Annotated in this window: 14 protein-coding genes and 2 tRNA genes; all 16 read right to left on the reverse strand. The window is 53.9% G+C overall.

The window, feature by feature from the left end; all coding sequences use genetic code 11:
* A complete protein-coding gene (locus K3T82_RS14255) occupies positions 1 to 1398 on the reverse strand; it encodes a complex I subunit 1/NuoH family protein (RefSeq protein ID WP_220194109.1) in 1398 nt (465 codons plus the stop codon).
* Between the two features lie 149 nt (positions 1399 to 1547).
* On the reverse strand, positions 1548 to 2693 hold the full coding sequence (locus K3T82_RS14260) for an NADH-quinone oxidoreductase subunit D (RefSeq protein WP_220194110.1): 1146 nt from the start codon (positions 2691 to 2693) through the stop codon (positions 1548 to 1550).
* Between the two features lie 210 nt (positions 2694 to 2903).
* Entirely contained in the window at positions 2904 to 3290 is a 387-nt protein-coding gene (locus tag K3T82_RS14265; protein ID WP_220194111.1) for a hypothetical protein, read from the reverse strand.
* Between the two features lie 162 nt (positions 3291 to 3452).
* Entirely contained in the window at positions 3453 to 4157 is a 705-nt protein-coding gene (locus K3T82_RS14270; protein WP_220194112.1) for an NADH-quinone oxidoreductase subunit C, read from the reverse strand.
* Positions 4148 to 4504 (reverse strand): NADH-quinone oxidoreductase subunit A, encoded by a 357-nt coding sequence (locus K3T82_RS14275; RefSeq protein ID WP_220194113.1) that lies wholly within the window; start codon positions 4502 to 4504, stop codon positions 4148 to 4150. Before K3T82_RS14275 ends, K3T82_RS14270 begins: the two co-directional genes overlap by 10 nt.
* 90 nt (positions 4505 to 4594) lie before the next feature.
* Positions 4595 to 7318 (reverse strand): PP2C family protein-serine/threonine phosphatase, encoded by a 2724-nt coding sequence (locus tag K3T82_RS14280; RefSeq protein ID WP_220194114.1) that lies wholly within the window; start codon positions 7316 to 7318, stop codon positions 4595 to 4597.
* 90 nt (positions 7319 to 7408) lie between these two features.
* Positions 7409 to 9217 (reverse strand): protein kinase domain-containing protein, encoded by a 1809-nt coding sequence (locus tag K3T82_RS14285; protein WP_220194115.1) that lies wholly within the window; start codon positions 9215 to 9217, stop codon positions 7409 to 7411.
* A 259-nt stretch (positions 9218 to 9476) separates the two neighbouring features.
* On the reverse strand, positions 9477 to 10799 hold the full coding sequence (gene hisD, locus K3T82_RS14290) for a histidinol dehydrogenase (RefSeq protein ID WP_220194116.1): 1323 nt from the start codon (positions 10797 to 10799) through the stop codon (positions 9477 to 9479).
* A gap of 230 nt (positions 10800 to 11029) precedes the next feature.
* The gene (locus K3T82_RS14295; protein ID WP_220194117.1) at positions 11030 to 12511 is read right to left on the reverse strand and encodes a spinster family MFS transporter; all 1482 of its coding nucleotides are present in this window, start codon (positions 12509 to 12511) and stop codon (positions 11030 to 11032) included.
* A gap of 247 nt (positions 12512 to 12758) precedes the next feature.
* Positions 12759 to 13583, reverse strand: coding sequence for a DNA repair protein RecO (gene recO, locus K3T82_RS14300; RefSeq protein ID WP_220194118.1), 825 nt, complete (start codon positions 13581 to 13583; stop codon positions 12759 to 12761).
* Positions 13584 to 13640: 57 nt separating this feature from the next.
* Positions 13641 to 13711 (reverse strand) — tRNA-Cys (locus tag K3T82_RS14305).
* Positions 13712 to 13721: 10 nt separating this feature from the next.
* A tRNA-Gly gene (locus tag K3T82_RS14310) sits at positions 13722 to 13793 on the reverse strand.
* A 170-nt stretch (positions 13794 to 13963) separates the two neighbouring features.
* Positions 13964 to 16333 carry a helicase-associated domain-containing protein gene (locus K3T82_RS14315; protein ID WP_220194119.1) on the reverse strand — a complete coding sequence of 790 codons (2370 nt, stop codon included), beginning with the start codon at positions 16331 to 16333 and terminating at the stop codon, positions 13964 to 13966.
* Complete coding sequence (locus K3T82_RS14320; protein ID WP_220194120.1) at positions 16320 to 18752, reverse strand: SWIM zinc finger family protein; 2433 nt, start codon at positions 18750 to 18752, stop codon at positions 16320 to 16322. Before K3T82_RS14320 ends, K3T82_RS14315 begins: the two co-directional genes overlap by 14 nt.
* 89 nt (positions 18753 to 18841) lie before the next feature.
* Positions 18842 to 19651, reverse strand: coding sequence for a 16S rRNA (uracil(1498)-N(3))-methyltransferase (locus K3T82_RS14325; protein WP_220194121.1), 810 nt, complete (start codon positions 19649 to 19651; stop codon positions 18842 to 18844).
* 182 nt (positions 19652 to 19833) lie between these two features.
* Complete coding sequence (gene prmA, locus K3T82_RS14330) at positions 19834 to 20799, reverse strand: 50S ribosomal protein L11 methyltransferase (protein WP_220194122.1); 966 nt, start codon at positions 20797 to 20799, stop codon at positions 19834 to 19836.
* Between the last annotated feature and the right edge of the window lie 13 nt (positions 20800 to 20812).

The raw sequence follows: 20812 nt of genomic DNA on the forward strand, positions 1-20812 counted from the left end.
TTATTTCTGGCTACCAGCGCCAGCGGGAAGCTGTGGTGCGGGCGCAGGAACTCCATCACGCAGTTTCAGACCAGGCAGAGCGGTCGCGCGCCGCTGAGCGCGAATCGCGGGAGCCTGAGCGCGGCGGGTTGTCGAGGTCGTCACGCGACCCACCAGTTTAATAAAGCCCCATACTGAAAGCCAGTTGATAGCTCCCAGTACAATCAGGTAGACCAGAGGTGGCAGATTCTGGAAGATCAGGTACAGACCAGCAGTGACGATTATGTTGGTCAGTGTCACCGGGATCAGGATCAGCCAGGCAAATTGCATCAACTGGTCGGAACGCAGGCGCGGCAACGTCGCGCGGACCCAGATGAAGACGAAGCAGAGCAGGTAGACTTTGAGCACGAAGTAGGTCAGGGCCAGAATGTTGCCAGCTAGTCCCCACCAGATGTTGTTTAATCCTGTCAGGTAGGCAACACCAGGACCGGAGTAGCCTCCCATGAACATATAGGCAGTAATGGCCGAGACGACCGTCATATTGCCATACTCACCCAGGAAGAACATGGCCCAGCGCATACCGCTATACTCGGTCATATGACCAGCGACCAACTCTGACTCTGCTTCGGGCAGGTCGAAGGGTGGGCGGTTGGTTTCAGCGAGACCGCAGGTATAGTAGATGATGAGCATGAGTGGCTGCACTAGAATAAACCAGGCCCAGGGCGTGAAGCCTTCAAAGATGAAGTCTAGTACAGGGTTACCAGTTTTCGCCCAGACGCTCTGGAAATCCTGTACTTCGCGTAGGGAGATGGTACCAATGCCTGGCACGCCAGGATAGCCATGTGTGCCAGCCAGCACGCTTGTCAGAATGACGACGCCTAGCAGGGAAAGTACCAGGGGGAGCTCATATGAGATCATCTGAGCGGCACCGCGCAGGCCACCCATCAGGGCGTATTTGTTGTTTGAGCTCCAACCAGCCATAACCACACCCACCACGTCAATTGAGCTCATGGCGACATAGTAAATAATACCAGTTGCCAGGGCGGTTCCGGGCAGGCTCAGGTATGGTGAGATCGGGATAACCGCGAAAGTTGCGATCATAGGTGCGAGGAAGACAGAAGGTGCCATCCAGAAGAGCAACTTATCGCTCTCGGCAGTATGCACGTCTTCTTTGAGCAAGAGCTTCGCAACGTCAGCAACGCTCTGAAGTAGGCCCCAGGGGCCTGTATGGTAAGGACCAAAGCGGTCCTGCGCCCAGGCGATCACCTTGCGTTCAATAAGGACCAGTAGTGTCGCGCTTGTGAGCACGAAACCAAATATGGAGAGGAAGGCGACCACAAACTGTAAGGTCTCCCAGGAGAGAATGCCCCTGAGCAATTGCCCCCACAAGTCTCCATCCGCGAGAATGACTGTATACATTATCGATGACTCCAACGCGACCTGACGAACACCACCGCATTTCTACGAGGTAGACACATTGCGAATACGTTCGTCAGTTCGCTGTGTTTGCTTGACCGTCGGAAGTTGATAGCTCCGGGTCCATTCTTTACATTGAATGGCTCGGAGATTTAGCGATCAACCTCACCCAGGACGATATCTGTGCTGCCCAGGATGGCGATTGTATCGCTCATTTTATGACCGCGCAAAAGCTCAGGTACAATTTGAAGGTTGACGAACGAGGGCCCACGCAGCTTGGCGCGCCACGGGTACTCACTGCCGTCGCTAATCAGGTAGACACCCAGTTCACCCTTACTGCTCTCGACCGCGAAGTAGGTCTCACCGCGTGGTGGACGCAGGGCAATCGGTGTGCGCACGCTAATCGCACCACCGGGGAGCTTATCGATTGCTTCGCGCACCAGGCGAACGCTCTCTTTAATTTCGCTCAAGCGTACAAAGTAGCGAGCGAAGCAGTCGCCTTCCTGGCGTACCTGTGGGTTGACCGCGATCTCGCGATAGGCCATGTAGGGACGATTCACGCGTAGGTCCCAGTTGATGCCGCTCGCGCGCAGCATGGGGCCAGTCAGACCATAAGCCACGGCTTGCTGGGGATCGATATAGCCAACGCCCTGTGTGCGTGCCATCACAATCTCGTTGCCAGTAAGCAGAGCATCAAGCTCCGCATAGTTCTTCTCGAACCGATCTAGGAATGCCTCACACTCCTGAAGCCAGCCCTTGGGTAGATCATGCAGGACTCCGCCAACGCGCATATAGTTGACGTTGAAGCGGCTGCCACCTAGGGCTTCGAACAGTGAGAGAATGCTCTCGCGGTCACGGAAGGTCCAGATGATCGGTGTAGTCGCGCCCAGGTCCATTCCATAGGTGCCAATCGCGATCAAGTGACTGGCTATGCGTTGTAGCTCATTGGTGATCAGGCGAATATATTGCGCGCGCCGTGGCACCTCAAGGTTCATCAATTGCTCGACCGCGCCTACATAGGCCGTCTCATTGATCATGGGTGACAGGTAGTCTGTGTTATCCATATAGCGGATACCAGCCATGATGGTGCGGTTTTCGAGAATTTTCTCGATGCCCCGGTGCAGATAGCCGATAATTGGCGTGCAATCGATGACTGTTTCGCCTTCAAGGGTCATGACCAGGCGCAAGACGCCGTGCGTGCTTGGGTGTTGCGGACCCAGGTTCAATAGCATTTCCTGGGACTTAATACCCTCGCTCGTATCCATGGTCGATGTATTCATCTCTTGGTTTGTAGCCATGAGGTTTCCTCATTCAGGTCTTATGCGAAAACCTTTGCCGCTGTTGCGGCTAGCGCGAGCTCTTTGTCCGAAAACCTGAGCGCGCCGTGCTCCCGAATGGGGGTCTACGCTCGCCACGCGAGTGACATTAGTTTTCGTATCAACCTGAGCGCGCTCAGGTTTTCTATAGGTGATAAGTAGTGTCCAGTCCCTACTACTATCTGTAATAATTTACCTTCGTAGGCGTCGTAATCGAGCCCAGGCCATATAGGACCACATGCATCCCATTAGGATCGCAAGGCCACTGAACAGGTAGCGATTGGGGTCCGTGGAGAAAAATGCCAATGCTACAGCCATACCAAAACAGACGAGAGCTACAAGCACAGGCATCATCAAACCCTGTGGATTGCTGTTCCTTGCCGAGTGCGCGGAGGCGTTGATACGCGTCCTATTCTGTGTCGCTTCTGGTGTTGTTGTGGCACCCTCCCCGTTCCTCCCACCCTCTTTCTGGTATGCATATACCTGTGCATTGCGGTTAGCTTTGCTTGTACGTTTTTGTGCCTGGCGACCAGTATTCCTGCGTGCCATTGTTGTCTGATGTGTTCTGGCTTTTGGCATAGCCTTTACCCTTGTTCTAGCGCGCACCTTAAATGCTATGTTTGCGGGCGGCTTCTCTCAGGTATTATCCGAACCAGGGTTGCTGCCCGTCGCAGCGCCCTCATATGAAAGGCTGCGTCCTGCCGTGGCGAGCGCTCACACACTCAAGTTTTTCGGAAGAATTTATTCCGAATCTGCCTGAGTTTCACCCGCTTCCTGGTAATCCTGGAACGCGTGTCCAAAGGTTGGTGTTCCTGGATGCAGGCGCTCCTGCTGACCTTGACCCAGCTTCTTCTGGACCACCTTTTCCAGATTCTGCTGTTGGAACTGTCCCGAAACAGCCATATTCGGGTCTACCTGGGTTGTCGCACGCGGTTTGGCGGTCAACGGTGTTTGCTTGAAGTCCTTCAGCAGAGGGTAGCCTTCAAATTCATCGTCGAGCAGCATACGGCGTAGGTCGGGGTGCCCCGAGAAGCGAATGCCATACATATCGTAGGTCTCGCGCTCAAGCCAATTAGCTGTTGGCCAGACAGAAACCACACTATCGACCTCTGGCGTGTCACGATTCAGACGCACCTTGAGTTGCAACAACTGTGCACGTGTAATGGAGCGAAGGTGATAAATGGTCTCCAGGTGATCGACCATGTCGACTCCTGAGATGCATGAGAGCAGATCAAATCCTAGCTGATCGCGTAAGAAGCGGCAGACGGCAACCAGGTTCTCTTTCTCAATGACCAGGCCCAGATAATCACCCTTTTGCGTCGTTGTGTTGACGGGCTTATGTGTGATCTGTGCCAGAGGCTCCAGGTCGCGAGCCAGCGCCGCGTTCTGGTCACGGTAGCCAGTTGTCGCGCTGGGAATATTTAAAGAACGTGGTACTAGATCCATCGCGTTACTCCCTTACGCCAGGCATACACCAGGCCAAGCGCGAGCACTAAGATAAAGAAGAGTATTTCGACAAAACCGAAGATACCTAAATGCTTAAAAATGACTGCCCACGAAATGAGGAAGACAATATCCACGTCAAAAGCGACAAAAAGCAGGGCAAAAATGTAGAAGCCAAGCGGATATTGTACCCAGGCTGAACCGATAGGTGCTTCACCAGATTCATAGGTCTGGGCTTTTTCTTTTGTTTTTTTATGGGGTGAGAGTAAGTTAGAAACGACGGTTGCAAGAATAGCAAAGACAAAGCCCGCCGCTAACAAAATACCCGCGTATAAGTACCCAAGAGACACAAGCGTTCCTCCCAATACAAGCCTCTGCCGAAACCGACAGAGGCAAGGATGCTGCATTGATTATAGCACAGCGAGTAAGGGCCGACAATTTCAGGTGAGCTGGGGTAGTTGCACTGTATCAGGCTTAGCTAGAACCTGGAATTCGGGGAGGGTAGCGTCTTTATGTGCCACACTGACACCAGCAACAATCACACTGACGTTATCCTCGCCGCCTCCCTTGAGTGCTGCCTGGATGAGTGCATCCGCGACGCTTTGTGTATCCTTATCCATGCGCTTGACAATGCTTTCGATTTGGGGATCGCGCACCATGTCCCAGAGACCATCCGAGCAGAGCATGAAGCGATCTCCTTCTTGTGTCTGTTCCTCGAAAGCATCTATTTCGATGGCAGCCTTTTCGCCCAGGCTGCGATAGATTTGGTTGCGTTTAGGGTGAGTGTAGATATCATCAGGTTGGATAATACCTGCCTCAACCAGGCTGGCGACAACCGAGTGATCATTCGTCACTTTGCGTAGTTTTCCCTCGCTCTCGCGATAGAGATAGGTGCGACTATCACCAACATTACTAACGTAGGCCATGTCGTTAACGATAAGTGCGGCTGTCATTGTTGTGCCCATATCGGCGTGCTTGTCTACATTCTGTTGATGGACAGCCTGATTCGCGCTCTGTACACCATCTACTAGCAGCCGAACCAGACCTTCGCGGGGAAGATCGTTGCTTGCTTGCAGGGTCGGGAGCATAAAGTTGACGATAGTTTGAATCGCGAGGCGGCTCGCGTCACGTCCAGCGGCGTGTCCCCCCATGCCGTCCGCAACCACGAAGAGGCCGAATGGGAGTTTCTCGCCCTGCACCATACAGGTGCCCTGGGATGCGAAGAAACTATCCTCATTAGGTTTATATTTGCGCTTGATACCTGGATCGGTGTGAGTTCCAACGAGATAGCGCATATATGTGTGAGTCTTTGGGCGGGGCGTTGTCTTCTCTGTAAAAGTGTCACTGGCAGGTTGTGAGCTTTCGCCTTGCTTCTTCTTTATCTCCACAGTTGGAACATCGGCCAGAGAGCTTGCAGGAGCCATGCCCGCAGGGGCCGCTGATTGGAGATACTGGGAGGGGATGCGTAGGTGCAACCCTGAGACAGAAGGTGAAAGGGGGCAACGACAATGCGAGCAGAAGTTATCGCCTTTCGCAACAGGATGGTTGCAATTGGGGCAGCTTAAAGCTACTGCCTGCGGTTGTGAAGGCGCCACGTTCGCCTGAGGTGCTGTTGGAGCTGGCACACTGGTACTTATTGTAGGCGGAGCTTGATTACTGGATTGGCGTATGGGAATAGTCGGTAATTCTTCCATGAGGGCTGGTGGTAGTGCTCCATTTGCCTCCTCATGGCTTGCTACTTGTGGTTCTGTTGGAGCGTGAGAACTAGCGGATGCTGCCTGGTTGGCGGGGTGCCATGCTGGTATTGTTGGCAACTCCTCCAAGCGGGAAGGTGGTAGTGCGTTGCGTGCCTCTTCCTGCGCGATGCGCGAGGCATCGATAGCTGCGTTCTGCTCGGCTTCTTCAAGCATTTTATGTGTGCGCCTGCGTTGTGCGCGTTTCCGCCCAAAGATAATGCTCACCAGGACGAGTAGGATGATTAATATGACCAGTGTGGCAATGACCAGTGGCAGAATGGGAATAGAGAAGCCATCCATAATATTAGAGCCAATTGTTGGCGTAGGGGTAGCGTTGTCTTTCAATTTTTGTGCCTCGTTCGCCTTGCGCTCGAATTGGTGAGCACCATCAAAATCTTGATTATTTTTCACCGCCAATTTGAATGAGCTTTCGGCCTGTTTATAGTCAGGTGGCTGTCGGTAGTAAAGAGCCAGACCTTGTAGCCAGTTTAGATGTACATCGTTTGGCGTATTCTTATTGATATCTAGGAACTTTTTTCCGCTGATGAGCGGAACATGCTGAAGGCCCTCAGAGAGATCCTGTCTTGTGAGTGTACCGGTGGTCGTATGAATTGTCACTAGTTCTCCACTGGCGTTGACCAGCGGGGTACCGGGCTCAGGTGACGCATTGGTTGAAAGCACGTTTGGCGTGTTATATTGCGTTATGGGTGTTGTATTTTTTGCGTCACTGGTAGAGGGGACTTCTGTGGAGTTCGCGTTCTGGGTCAGACCAACCATGGTTGTTTGTGAAGGGTCCACCTGCGCCAGATCGAGATAGGGAAAGATTTTGGGAAAGTTAAAGGAAAATAAGACCGCGCTATTGTCGGTGCAGGTGCCCGTCGCGTCCAGGCAGAAGGCATTGAGCGCGACATTGGCCTGGGGATCAGATTTGTTATATACCTCCTGAGGTGGAATGCTACTATTGAACATAGTGCTAAAACTAATACTTAGTGAGATCAAACGTGCGTTGGCGTTTGCAGGCTGACAGCCTGGACCATTCTTGCTGACTACATTGCTATCTGTGAGAACCCAGGTATTTTGAGTTTCTGTTTCCAGGCCTGGAAAGCTTTTCCCTGCCTTGTCTCTGGACCAGCTAGCAATAATGACACCCAGGCCATTGCATTGATATGGAAGTGCTTCGCGAGTGTCTTGTGGAATCAGCGGGGCAGAGGGGTGCGAATGAGAAGGTGTTGAGAGGGTACCAACCTCGGCGATATCGTATGTTGCCAGTAAACGTACGATAGCGGCTCCTGCGCGGGCGACCTGCTGGGTTGGGTCCTGCTGCGCTGTGCTGGACCTAGAGGCTGCAACTGCTCCCATTGAAGACAATAGTAGCAGTTGCAGCGAGACCACAAGAGCGAGCAAGCCTCGTAGGGCTGCTCGCTGCATACGTCCATGTCCTTGAGAGAGAAACCTGTGCCTACACATTGACATTGTCCCTTCACGCCAAAAATGCAGAGCTTTAGGGAGATTGGCCTTTTATCTCCCTAAACGCATGCGTAACCGTTGGTACATCTGCTGTACTGCCGGACTTGTTCCTAATGGGCCCATAACGTAGCTGCACTCGCGCCAGGCATCGTTGAGCTTGTTCTCATTTTCGTATGCCTGGGCCAGCAGGAAACGTATGTTGTGATCGGCTGGATTAGAGACCAGGACCTGGACTAAGGCGGCTTCAGCCAATTCATAGCGGCGTAAGTGCATTGCCAGATTTCCAAGTGCTCGTGCGAAGAAGGCTACCATTTGTGGTGATTCCCTTCTTGTCTGAGCGAGCTTGAAGGCTTCATCGTATTCACGTAGTGCCGGCTCTAATTGCCCAGTCTTCTCGTAGCACTGTCCTAGACGGAAATGAGTTTCAGGGTCCTGCCCATTGAGTTCGATGGACTTCCGATAGGGGGAGATGGCTTGCGCAGGTTGTGGGCGTAGGTAGAGCCAGATATCACCTATCAATTTGTGTGTTTCAGCATCATTAGGATTGAGGCCCAGGGAACGGTTATATGCCTGGAGCGCGAAGTCGATTTGTGGTGGTCTGCGACGAGCGAACACTTGCCCAAAGATCTTGTGGACCAGGGCATTATTATCTTCCAGTGCACATGCCTGAGTGACGGCTGTATAGGCTGGCTCGATGCGGCCTGCCGTCAGGTGTCCAAGCGCGGCGGTAATATATGAGCCAGCCGGGCCAGTTGTGCCTGAAGTCGGTGTCGCGAGTCCAGCCTGACCTGGGAGCGAGACACTTGGACCAGAGTGGGGTCCCTGGTTGACGCTTGAACCCGCTAAGCTGCTCTGGTTCCCACCTGTGCTGGGACCACCGGAAGGGGGTTCGTGACGCATGGGAGGGGTGGTGGTGACTGGTGAGAGCGCGCGAATCGCGTCTTCCATCGCTCGACAGGTCTGCCAGCGCTGATCTGGTCCATATGCCAGGGAGCGCATGATAATTCCCTCAAAGGCAGGGGTAATATCTGGGCGTAATTGGCGCAATGGTGGGAATGAGAATATGGATGGCTTGTTGTTCGCGGCATCATGGGCCGTCAGGACACGATACAAGGTTGCGCCAAGCGAGTAGATATCGCTACGTGGCTCTGGGGAACCATGCAACTGCTCCGGGGGCGCGTAGCCAAGTGTCATGATGATCGTCGATTGACGCTGAGACTGGAAACTGCGAGCAATACCGAAGTCGATCAATTTAATCTCATCACGTCCCGTAATCATGACATTTGAGGGCTTAAGATCGCGGAAGATGACGGGTGGTGATTGCATATGCAGATAGTTTAGCACGCTACATAGCTGCTGAGCCCAGTTGCGAGCTCGCGCCTCTGTGACGCCACGCGCGCCGTTATTGCCAACAACATGCCCTTCTTTATCTAGTACTTCCGAGAGTGTGCGGCCATCAATGAAGTCCATGACCAGATAGTGGCGACCAGACTCTACAAAGAAGTCTCGCACACGTGGGATGCAGGAGTGGTTCAGGTCAAGCAGGAGTGTCGCCTCGCGCGAGAACCACTCGACTGCCTGAGTCCGGTCTTTCTCGTCCTGGAATTCATCAAGCATTTCCTTGACGGCGCATGGGCGATTAAAGCGCGTGTCAATCGCGCGGTAAACTGCGCCCATACCGCCGGATGCCACCAGACGCTCGATCCGGTAACGGCGCTCTGATAGCTCTGTCCCTGCCGGTAGGCGACGGCGCGATCCTATCACTCCCCCTTCGGTCGATGGCGACGAGTCCGGCTGCGACGATTGGGCATTGCTGACTGACGATAAGGGATTTTGATCTGATGGGTAGCTATTATTCATATAACCTGTTACCGCTCTATGACTACATGTTTCTCTAGACTTCTTACAGAATAACTTCTAGATCCCTCTGTGAGGTAGGGCACGTGACGCTACATTTATTTTAGTCTCAATTGGGGGCATTATAACACATCTTAGCATTCGTGAGCAGTAGCGGATTTCACATTTTTCAAGCGGTATTGCTTTTGCTCGCCAGATTGGGTCGTGCGAACATACCCAATCTGGCAAGGATTGCGTGTCATAGTGCCCTCATCTCAGGGCTTTATTTATGTGAGGTGCGGGCAGGCCGATTGGTAACGGATTGGGCGTGCGAGGGGAAGCCCTCGAACTCCGCCAGGCGACGTGTTGTCTCGCTCAGTCCCGCGTAGCCTTCCTCCGTCACGTAGGCGATTCCTGTGCGTTTCAGGAAGTCGAAAACTGAGGTGCAGGAGAAGGTATGGGCGAAACCACCTGTTGGCAGCACTGCATTTGTTCCCAGGCTGTAGTTGCCCAGGCTGATAGGCGCATAGGCTCCTAGAAGAATCTCACCCGCGTTGCGTAGCGAAGGCAGGATTGCGAACGGTTCTCGCACCTGTACTTCCATATGCTCGGGGGCATACTCGTTCACGAAGTCGATGGCCTCTTGTATGTTTGATGCCAGGACAATGCCGCCTGTGCCCTTTTCACTCTCCAGGCCTGTATAGCAGAAGGTTCGCCTTGGCTCTGGTAATGTGGCGATCTTGTGAGGGAGCAACTCCTGGACCATGTTGGCTAGCTCGCGGCTGGTGGTGACCAGCAGGCTTGAGGAGTCGGGACCATGCTCCGCCTCGATCAGCAGGTCGCGTGCGATCAGTTCTGGGTCCGCGCTCTCGTCGGCGAGAATGATGGCTTCACTTGAACCTGCGGGCAGGCCAACATCTACTGTGCCGTAGAGCAGGCGCTTGGCTGCCGAGACATACGGGCTGCCAGGGCCAGTAATTTTGTGGACACGGGCTATGCTCTCGGTGCCATACGCGAGCGCGGCGATGGCCTGTGCGCCACCAACACGGTAGATCTCATGCACGCCACAGAGGTCCGCCGCAACCAGGGATGCTGGATCAACCTCGCCGTCGGGTCCTGGTGGCGTGCAGACAACGATGCGCGGGACACCCGCGATACTGGCTGGTGTTGCCAGCATGTACATGACTGAGGGGAAGGCTCCTTTGCCGCGTGGCACATAGAGCCCTACACTACTGATGGGCGTAATCTTTTCGCCAGCCATGACTCCTGGTGCTACTTCGGTAAACCATTGCTCGTGTGGCATTTGATGCTGGTGGAAGGTTCGTACATTGCGGACAGCATGTTCGATGGCGGCGTATACCTCTTTATCTAGCCGCTCATGCGCCTGCTCGATCTCTTCGCGACTCACGCGCAGGCGTTCGGGTGACACCTGTACATGGTCGAAGCGCTCCATAAATTCTACCAGGGCCGCATCTCCCCGGTCGCGGATTGTGTTGACAATAGGTCGCACATACTCGATCAATTCATCAATTTTTACTTCGGCGCGTCGAAGGAGGCGCGCACGCTGTGAAGCATCGAGCTGTGCCAGCTCATAAAAGTGGATCATTGATTTGCTTCCTTTTCCCAGCTTGTATGCCAGCACACTGCTGTCTCTCTATCCCTCCCACACATAGCGAATAATGGTAGGGTGACTCCTTTAGCTACTTTACCATCATACCGAGAAAAGGCGACCCTTGTCTACTCATAGGCAATTAGGCAGGGACTTGTCATGGAGATGAAGCGAATTGCGTTAAAAGCAAGCAAGTAATTATTTTTTAACGCAATTCGCTTCACAATTTACGCTTGAGCTGTTGCCAGGCGGTCTTGCTCGTCTGTGTCTAGTGCGGCCTGAATATCCCTACCCATCCATTTCGCTCCCAGCACGCCAACCAGACCCGCCAGGATCAATGCGGGTATGCAGGTATAGAGGAGCGCGGCTCCCAGTTCATGGCCTGCCATGCTCTGACGGTAATGCTGTCCGCCGGTGGGGTCGAAGTTGGTTGCGAGTATACCTACAAGCGTAGGTGCGAAGGCGTCACCTAGTAGATGCCCGATGAGGAGTGAGAGAGCCAGGGCCGTAGAGCGTAAACGCGCGGGGACCACATCTTGCATTGCAGCTGTGCTTGGACCAGTATAGATGGTGAGCAGAAAGGCGGTGATGATGAAGAAGACCGTGAATAGTGGGACACTATCGGCCAGGATGGCGAAGAAGTAAGCAGGGATGCAGAGGAGAAAGCCAATGCCGCAGACAAGGACGCGGGCCCCCGCATGACGGCGATTGAGTATATCCGATGCATAGCCTCCTATCAGTGTTCCCCCAATACCCGCGATGACGATGATACCACCAGAATAGATGCCTGCTAGGCCAGAGGAGAAGTGGAATGTATCCTTCTGCTGCAGATAGATTGAGAGAAAATTGGTGTTGACGCCAAGCACGAAAAAGGCAAATATCTGCATGATAATCAACACTACCAGCGTACGAATGCGCATCAGAACGGAACAGCACTTCCAGAGATCTTGAGTGCCCTGGAGAAGGGAGGTGCGCCAATCTTGCGCCTTCTCTGTCGTTGGTTCTGTGAGGGCTGGAGAGGGTTGCGGCGGTTCTGGCAAGATCTCGCTACGGCCGGCTTGTAGGGCCATTTCCTCTTCATCGGCCTCGTTGCGGCGTGGCTCACGCACGCGCCAGACGAGATACGCCAGGGCTAGTCCAGGGATACCAGTGAAGACGAAGGCTAGCCTCCAACCGCCAAAGAAGAGACCCGCGACGACTCCACCAATTCCCAGTCCGATCAGGATGCCAAAGAGTTGCGCAGTGCTCCAGCTACTCATAGTACGTGAGCGTTGGGAGCGGCTATAATAGTCACTCAGGAGGGCCGTTCCGGCTGGGAAGTAGCCGGCTTCGCCAACCCCTAGTAGCATACGCGCCAGGAAGAGCGTTGTGAAGTTCGTGGCGAGCGCTGTCAGTGCAGTGGCAATGCTCCAGACGGCGACGCAGAGGGCCACGACGTTTTTGCGCTTCACCTTATCCGCCCAGTAGCCAACAGGCATGGCGCAGAGCGTGTATACAATCAGGAACGCGGATGAGACCAAGCCAGTCTGGCTTAAATCGAAGTTGAGTTCTTGGGAGATAATGTTTACGGAGCCATTAAATACGTAGCGGTCGAGATAGTTGAGCAGGCTGATGCTAAACATGATCCAGAAGACGGAACGAGCCCCCTTTGTAAGCGGTTTGCGCGGGGCATGATGGTCGACATTCGCTGGTTGAGCTACGTCGCTCATGCGTCACCTCCTAGAGCCGATAAACGAAATACAACACTCTCGATAGATAAATAGCGAATCCCAAGGGATAGTTAGTGAAACACACTTCCAACATAACATAAAGTGAGAGCTATTGCATAGCTATTTGTGGACCAAAAAGCGGTACCCAATATCTCTGTTTGGCAGCAACTTGGCCTTTGGATAGGGTGATGTGACGCGACTGCGACCTGCTTATTCTGGTACATGATGACCACCGTTGGGTTAGGTGTTAGTGGTTGGTAGGCATCTGAGAGATGAGGGCTTCCAGGAAACTCCAGGATTTGATCTCGCGTTCAAGGTGGTAGCGTACCAAACTATGCATAGCCGAGGCGGCTTCGGCGTGGATTTTTGCATCGAGGTGGAGGCGTGGCACATGCTCCCACTCGGTTCGTTGTAGGAGGCGCAAAACCTTGAGGGCATTTGGGGAAATCTTCTGCGCCCACAGGTGCGAACAATTGGGGCACAGCGCGCCGCCCAGGGTTGGAGTGAAGCCGTTGATGACTGGCTCCAGTTCCGTGTCACAATGCGCGCAGGTGCGGAGAAGGGGCTCATATCCAGCATATGCTAATAGATAGATTTCAAAGTAGCGTAGAAGCAAGAGGCTACGGTCGCGCCCTGGTTGGGGGGTGCCAGATGCTTCTTGCTTGTGTACTTCGTGCGCGTCAGAATCTAGCTCGCGCAGTGCTTTCAGGAGCAGATTATAAACATCCTCATGCTGAGTATCGTCCTCGATAAAGCGGTCCACCAGTTCGGCGAGATAGATGGCGCATGTACTATACCAGGTATCGTTGCCCTGGCGCAGCGACAGGAAGGCTTCATGGGTTTGAGCCTGGGTGATGATATCGAGGTTGCGACCTTGAGCAAGGTGGAGCCGACTATGGCAGAGTAGCTCAAGATGTCCCGCTTTGCGGCTAACCGGGCGGCGTGCCCCCTTGGCAACAGCGTGGTATTTACCTCGGTAGGGGGTCAGGAGTGTGAGGATACGATCGGCCTCTCCAAGGTCGGAATGCTTGAGTATTATTGCGTCAGTGGAATAGGTGCGTTGTTCTCGCATAGCTGTGGAGTCCGCGAAAAAGAAAAAGACGTGACTAATAAATCACGTCTCAACAGGAGGCGACGAGCGGACTCGAACCGCTGGTGCAGCTTTTGCAGAGCCGTGCCTTACCACTTGGCTACGTCGCCTTAATAATAGAGCGGGAGACGGGATTCGAACCCGCGACATTCACCTTGGCAAGGTGACGCTCTACCACTGAGCCACTCCCGCATGTCCCTGGAAAGCATTTGTTTCGTGACTTTCGTTACTCTTTCAAGTACTCCCCGACTGCTCGTATAAGATAACATACCCGTATGGGTTTGTCAACAGGGAGAGGCTGTCTTTTTATTGGATCAGAGAAGTCCGATGTAAGCGTCGTCTTGCGCGTGTTGAGGTTGGTCCTATTCTATCTCAAAGCCACGCTCGCGAAGGAGTTGAAGCAGGTGTTCTAGATGCTTCTCTTCGACATGCACCAGGCGTTGCTCTGCCGCGATTGCCGGTCCTAGCAGGGCCTGAATCTCTGTATCCTGGGCAAGATCGCGTAGCATGGGTTCTGAAAATGCCAGCAGTGGCGCGTGCTCAACGCGAATTGTGGGTTGCCCTTCGTAGCCTCCGCCCCAGATTTTGAGGCGTGCGAGCAGGGACCCGGGAATGCCCTCTATGCAATGGCTTTCCAATAGGCGTAGGATTTCTTCGAGCGCTAAACCCTGTTCGCGTGCCTGTTTCAAGGAAGCCTCGCTCAAGCGTAGCCATCCGGTATCTTGGTCGCGCTCGCAGAAGCGCTCGGCCAATCTGACACTGTAGAAATTGAGCACGCCATAGAGTGGCTGAAGCAAGCCATCTTCACGTAAGCGCCACTGTGGTTCCGCTTCAGTTTGTGACGTTGAGGTGGTACTCAAAGCGGGTAAGTAGTCCTTTTCCCAGAGTAACTCTTGCGCCTCTGGCAAGCGATCTGCGGCGACTATTACCAATGTTGGCGAGAGGCGTTGACCAAACAGATTCCGCCCTCGCTCGTCTGCTAGTAAGGCGTCGAGTATGCCAGGCTCTTCAACTTCTAATAGTGTCGTGTCGCGATGGATCTCAATGCGTCGTGCTTGCCGTTCCCATTCCAGCAATGTATAGCGGACATTTTGTGGTAGTTCATTGTGAGTTGCCTGTTCGAGTGTGCGTAGGATCGCATCGACGAAGAGTCCTCGCTGGATCGCCTGGGTTACGCTGGCGCGTGTCAGGCGATACTGCGCGATATATTCCAGTTTGACGCGCTCGGCGAAGCGGTCCAGCGCTACGAGTAGTGCTTCTGAGACTGGTTCTAGAGCCACCAACTCAAAGTTTGGCTGTACGATCAGCCGTCCCTGTTGCTCTTCTTCCCGTAGAGGGTATTCTTTAAGAAGGGCGAGACCGCATGGGGTGAGGCGAAAGGATGTAGGAGGATCTTCACTGTCCAGGTTGATATCCAGTTCGACGACGCCAAGCCAGTTCAGGAGCCCGGTGATCACAGTGCGAACAAAACCGCCTTCGACCATGTACCAGCCTTCGCGATGCGTGAGCCAGCCTCGTTGGAGGCGAAAGTCCCAACCATAGATATTACATTCGCTAGAGTAGCGGTCAATGTGCGAACCTGCCTGCTGGCGTGGGAAGAGCAAATATGGCTCGTAGAGGCGTGTACGAGCGATAGTGCCTGACAGGCTGTGCCATATGCCCGGCTTTTCGCGCGCCACCAGTTCCGCGACCGCATGTCGCGAGCGTACAATTTCAGGCTGTGCCTTTGTCATGGGTCCAGGCCCTGGACGCACATTGATATCTGGTAGATGGGCAATCTCGTTCCAGAACGTCCCATCAAGCGCTAGATTATAACAGCGTTTGACGCGCTCGCTCAGAGGAAGAGCGAAATAAGCATCAGCATCTCCTGTTTGGAGCACTCCATCATGTGCGTGCAGGATGCCAAGCTTTTGTGCTAGCAAACGCAGGAAAAGCAGACTGGGGATCTCATTCTCTGGTCGCCCATGTTCAGCTACCCCCTCGGCGATTCGCGCCATAATGAGGCGCCATGATGAGCGTGACAGGAAGCCATTATTGAGTATAGTCAGGCCATCTCGCGCCTCACTGACTGCTGACCAATAGCGATAAAGGCGGCGTTGTAAGCGACGAGCCTGCTCGCTTATTTCATAGCTGGTTGCTTCATTTTCGTTCTCTAGCTGTGAAGCGTCCGGGTTGTTGTTCGTTTGCCAGAGCATTTCTCCAGCGGCGTGTACACCTGGGGGAACAACGACAATACCATCATATGTGCCACTGGCATAATCTCGCTCTCCCAGATTTCCTGGTTTGTTCCAGAAGAGCAAGCCTTGTGTCAGCAGTGCGCGTAGTGCTTGCTCAAAGAGACCATGTGGATGCGCTGGGGGATAATGGATGATACCTCTTCTGCTTTCTTCGCCCAAATGGAGTTCTATTTCATCCCCCTGCTCTCGACTGGGTACTAGTCCGGCGCTATTAAAATAGAGCGCCAAGTCGCGGCTATTTGCTCTCCCGCCGCAGTTGAGTAATTCCTGTATGATCGCCTGCTCATGCTCAGATAAGTTCTGCAAGAGTGTGTGAAGTGTCTCTGGCTCAAAAAGCTGGCGTGCGATTTCGTCTAGTTCCGCTGACTCGGAGGCATCAGCATTAGTATTGATGCCAGGTGTGGCCCCGGTTAAGGTAACCTGTCTCATCCTGGCAATAGTATGCAGATGGTAGATAGGAATTGTGCGTAACAGGTCGAGATCACTCTGTTTCATCGGCGTTCCCCTCATGTACGAGGGGAGTGTTGCCCCGTCGCTTCAAATCATCAATAAGTGGTGCTACTCCCTCTGAAGACAGCACAAATGTGGTGGGGTTGAGGGCGCGTACGATCTGCTCTTTGAGGGTGGTGGTGGCTTCGATTTCGCGCAAGACCATATTGTCGGCGACCTCAAGTAGAGGTATGTGGGTATAGAAGCGTGTACGCCCATAGCTCGCGTGCATACGCTCGATGCGTGTGCTAACCTCTTTAAGGGTCTCAGCCAGATTGGGTTCGCGTCGCGCGATCTGATGCAGGAGGGTGACAAGTTCTTCGACGCGATGTCCCTGGCGTAAGGCCTGGCTCAGCGCGCGTGGTGTTAGACGATAACAAAGCGAATTGCGCCTTGTTCCCTGTGACTCGGCAAAGCGTTCCAGGGTTTCAATAATGGGCCAGACCGAGGGATGTACAGGAACCAATAGCTCTTGCGAGTCTGAGACTTTCAGCACATGCGCAAGCCGACGCTGGCGAATCTGCTCTATTTCGGCGGAAGGTGCGTCTCCTTTGAGGAGCCAGTTAGCCTGTGGGGTTAAGCGGAACGCAAGCAATTTCCCGTCAGGTGCAGTGATGATATCACAGATACCCCACCAGTAGAGTGGTCCCTGGATGCATTGCGCCAAATAGTGATACTCTACATGCTGCCAGTCGCCAGCATGTAATGGCTTGAGCGGTCGCCCCTCGCGCTGTTCAAACCACCAGTGCGGTGAGGAGAAATAGCGCTGGCGCCCCTGAAGAAAGAGGGGATTGAGGCGATAGACGAAGCGCGCGAAGGCGGCAAAATTGATCCATTGGCCCTGCGAGGTCTGGGCTAGTAGCGCCAGGAGTGTACGTCGTGCCTCTTCGTTCTCCCCTTCTAGCTCGCCGGGTCGTAAGATTGGCTGCTGGAGTGAGGTAGCTCGGCAGCGCAGGCGCGAGCCAACCTCGCGCAGGCTGAGTAGCTCGTCAAGCGAGGAGTGCTTGAGCCAGAGTGCGAATAGTTCGCGCGCCCTTTCAATACAGCCATCATCCAGGAAATAGCTTGGTACTTGAGCCTGGATGCGTATATGCTTTCCGGTGGAATCGCGGTATAGGAGTTTCGCCAGACGCAGCAGGCGCAGTGCGAAACGTAGAAAGGTTTTTTGGCGGGGTAAATGTTGTTGTAGACGTTCTATCAGTTCCTCAGATGGAGCATCACTTGTCCCCCCAATTGTGAATGCTCCATCTGACACAGAAGCGCCGGGCACCCCAAAGAGTTCTGCCTGTAGCACGTCTGAAATCTCTAGCCAGTCTCCCTCTCCCTCTAATGACATGTTATCCAGTGAGCGTGCAACTAGCAGCAATTCAGAGAGTAAGCGTCCAGGCTCCATGCTGCGCATGCGTGGGGATTCGGCCTGATCTTCCTGGGGAGGCTCGTAGGGTGTAATGGGAACTGTCACGCGGAGCGCGCTGCGAACCTCGGCTGGCACGAACCAGCCAATCTCAACCATCCCGCCGTTCTGGATGGTGCGTGAGATCGAAGTGCTGTTTAGGCTAGTGCGGAAGAGCAGGGCTCGAGCCTGTAGCTCGCTTAGCATACGTTGATAGTGCGCAGGCTGTCCTAGCGCGAAGCGCTCAAAGAGCCCCCTAAGCTCTTCATCGGTCATCGTTGAGCCAGTAAGGCATAGGGCCGCGAGCAATTGCCTCTGCTGTTTTTCCAGCGTTGCCGCGCTTTTCCGTATTACTTCAGGGCGTGCGATGGATGTAAGCAGGGCTTCTATAATCTGAGGTTTACTCAAAGTGTTTGTGACTATATCGTGGGAGCGTGCCACAATGCGTAATTCGCTGATGCTTAATTGCTCTAGAATCTCCTGTAAGCTTCCTACACTGACTTGTGTCTGAAGCATGACATTGGCCCGTGATGGATTGCCAGCGCGGATAGGTTCGCTCGAAGGCGCGGTGGTATGTGTAGTGTTTCGCACGTTAGGAGAAAGAGTCACTTGCTCCGCAGGCTCTTCACGCGAGGGAACTTGCCGTGTTGTGTCGGGCGTCACGAAGGCTCCGGGATGAGCCAGCCATTCATAGAGGAGAGCCGCGCCATGTTCACAGAGCGGAAGCGCGGGGGCGCCGCAGGTACAGGTGCTTTCCCAACGCATGGCTCCCTGTAGCTCGACAGTAATCTGGTAGCAGCCATGGTCGTCTGGCATGGATGGAAGTGCTTCGCTCTCCTCTTCGGTTGCTTCGTTCTCAACGGGCGTGGAGAGATTGACGAGGCCGCTCAAGCGTGCTAGGTGACGCCTGGGGGTCTGGACTGCACCCAGGCGAGCATGCTCCTGCCCACGTGTTGCCGCCGCCAACCCCGCCATACTGATGATATCGGTGGCCCGCAGGCGTCGAAGCGCGCCGGGTACTACATGCTCCATACTGACTTGCTCGCAAAAACTAGCAGAAGAATCGCTAGATGTTATTGATAGACGTATTGAGCTATCTTAGCACGAAGCTCTTATCCCGGTCAATGCAAGGAGGTGCTCAGTGATTTTCCCTTGAGTGTGGTTTCGACCTCGTACATAATATTGGCAATTGAGGCGATGGCGGCGGTCTCAGCGCGCAGGATGCGCTCGCCAAGCGTGACAATTGTAGCTCCCTGTCGCCGTGCCATCATGATTTCTTCCTGCGTTAACCCACCCTCGGGGCCGATGAAGAGCATAATTCTGAAGTGGTGAGTTGGAGCTTCGTCATAGTTCGTCATTGCCTCTCGAAGCGTGGTGCGCAACGTTTGCTTACGCTCCTCTTCCCAGGGCATCAGAGCGAGGGTGCCATCTGGAATATCAGCGAGCATGTGCATAAGTGGGCGAATAGGTTGTAATGTGGGGATGCGTGAGCGACCACACTGTTCAGCCGCTTCCTGAATGATGCGTTGCCAGCGTTTCTGCTTGGCGTTACCCGCCTCGGAGAGTCCTGCCATAGAGCGCTGGCAGGTTGTTGGCGCGAAGGTGGTTACTCCTAGTTCGGTACCCTTCTCCAGAATCCATTCAAAGCGTGCGGATTTGAGCAAGCCCTGGCAAAGTGTTATCTCGACTGGCGACTCGCTCACGCCGCGTAGACGCTCTAAGATTTCCACAATGACTTCGCTGCGTGTGCTCTTGCGCACAGCGCAGTGGGTTTCCTCGCCACTATTATCTAGCAGCACCAGGCGCTCATTCAGGGCCAGACGTAAGACATCGCGTACCTGATGTGCCAGATTATCTGGTAGTGAGATACTTGTGCCTTGCTGTTTGAGCAGCCCAGGTTCGACCTGGCCTTCTACAAAGAAACGGTGCATATAACCTCATTATTCGTGCTAATGCCTTTCGATCCCTAGAGCGCATTATCATTGGGACCGAAACCCAACGGCTCTTGAACGTCGGCTAGCGTTGGTCTCCATATGGGGCGTAGCGCACTCAATGTTTCGGACCAGGCGTTCGCGCTAGCCATGACAGTAGCGTTGGGTTTCGCGTAAGAGGATTATGGACGCTTACGATAGACGAGTGCTAGCCAGGGAGATGTAAGTGCTTCATCTTTCGTTGCTAGGGATTCCTCATCCTGCAATGTAATAGATTCATCAACCAGCTCCAGACCTGCTGCTAGCAGAGGTCCTTCCGCGACAGGGCGGCGTGTCTTGATGATGCCACTGACGACAAGCAAGCCACCAGGCGCGACGGTTGTTGCCAGTTGGGGGGCGATAGAGCCAATGACTTCCGCAAAGATGTTTGCGATGACCAGATCGTACTGGCCCTCTCGGCGTTTTGCCTCTTCCATGCTCAGTTCACCCAGTTCCACCTGTATGCGCTCCCCCAGATCGTTCATAGCGGCATTTTCGCGTGCGCTCTCCGTTGCCACGCTACTATTATCAATGGCATAGATCGACTCCGCGCCTAGCTTGCCTGCCGCTATTGCCAGGATTCCAGAGCCTGTCCCGACATCAAGAATTCGCATGCCTGGGCGAACACGTTTCTCAATCTGTTCCAGGCACATGCGCGTCGTAGGATGGAGACCTGTGCCGAAGGCCATTCCTGGATCGAGTGTTAGCACCACTTCATCATCTTTGGGAGTGTACTCACGCCACGATGGACGAATGACTAGACGCTCACCAATCAGAGTTACATGGTAGTACTCTTTCCAGGCATTGGCCCAGTCTTCCTCCGCGACCGCGCGTGTTTGTAAATCACTGACATAGTGCGCGCCGATGCTACGAAAGTGCCAGAGACCCTCACGTACCCGCAGGCAAACCTCTTCTTCAGTGCCATCCATCGGTGTGTACGCGTGGATTAGCACTGGTTCACCTGGGCGAATTCTGTATGCTTGCCCCTCTTCGACCAGTTCAATAGGATCCTCCATGACCACACCTTCAGTGGTGTATCGGCTCAAAAGCTCGCTTACCGACTCTACCGCGTCGGGATGAGACTTGACGGTTAATTCTAACCAGCGCATAACTATAAATCCC

The organism is Ktedonospora formicarum, assembly GCF_016587355.1.
In the GTDB taxonomy this organism is placed as follows: domain Bacteria; phylum Chloroflexota; class Ktedonobacteria; order Ktedonobacterales; family Ktedonobacteraceae; genus Ktedonobacter; species Ktedonobacter formicarum.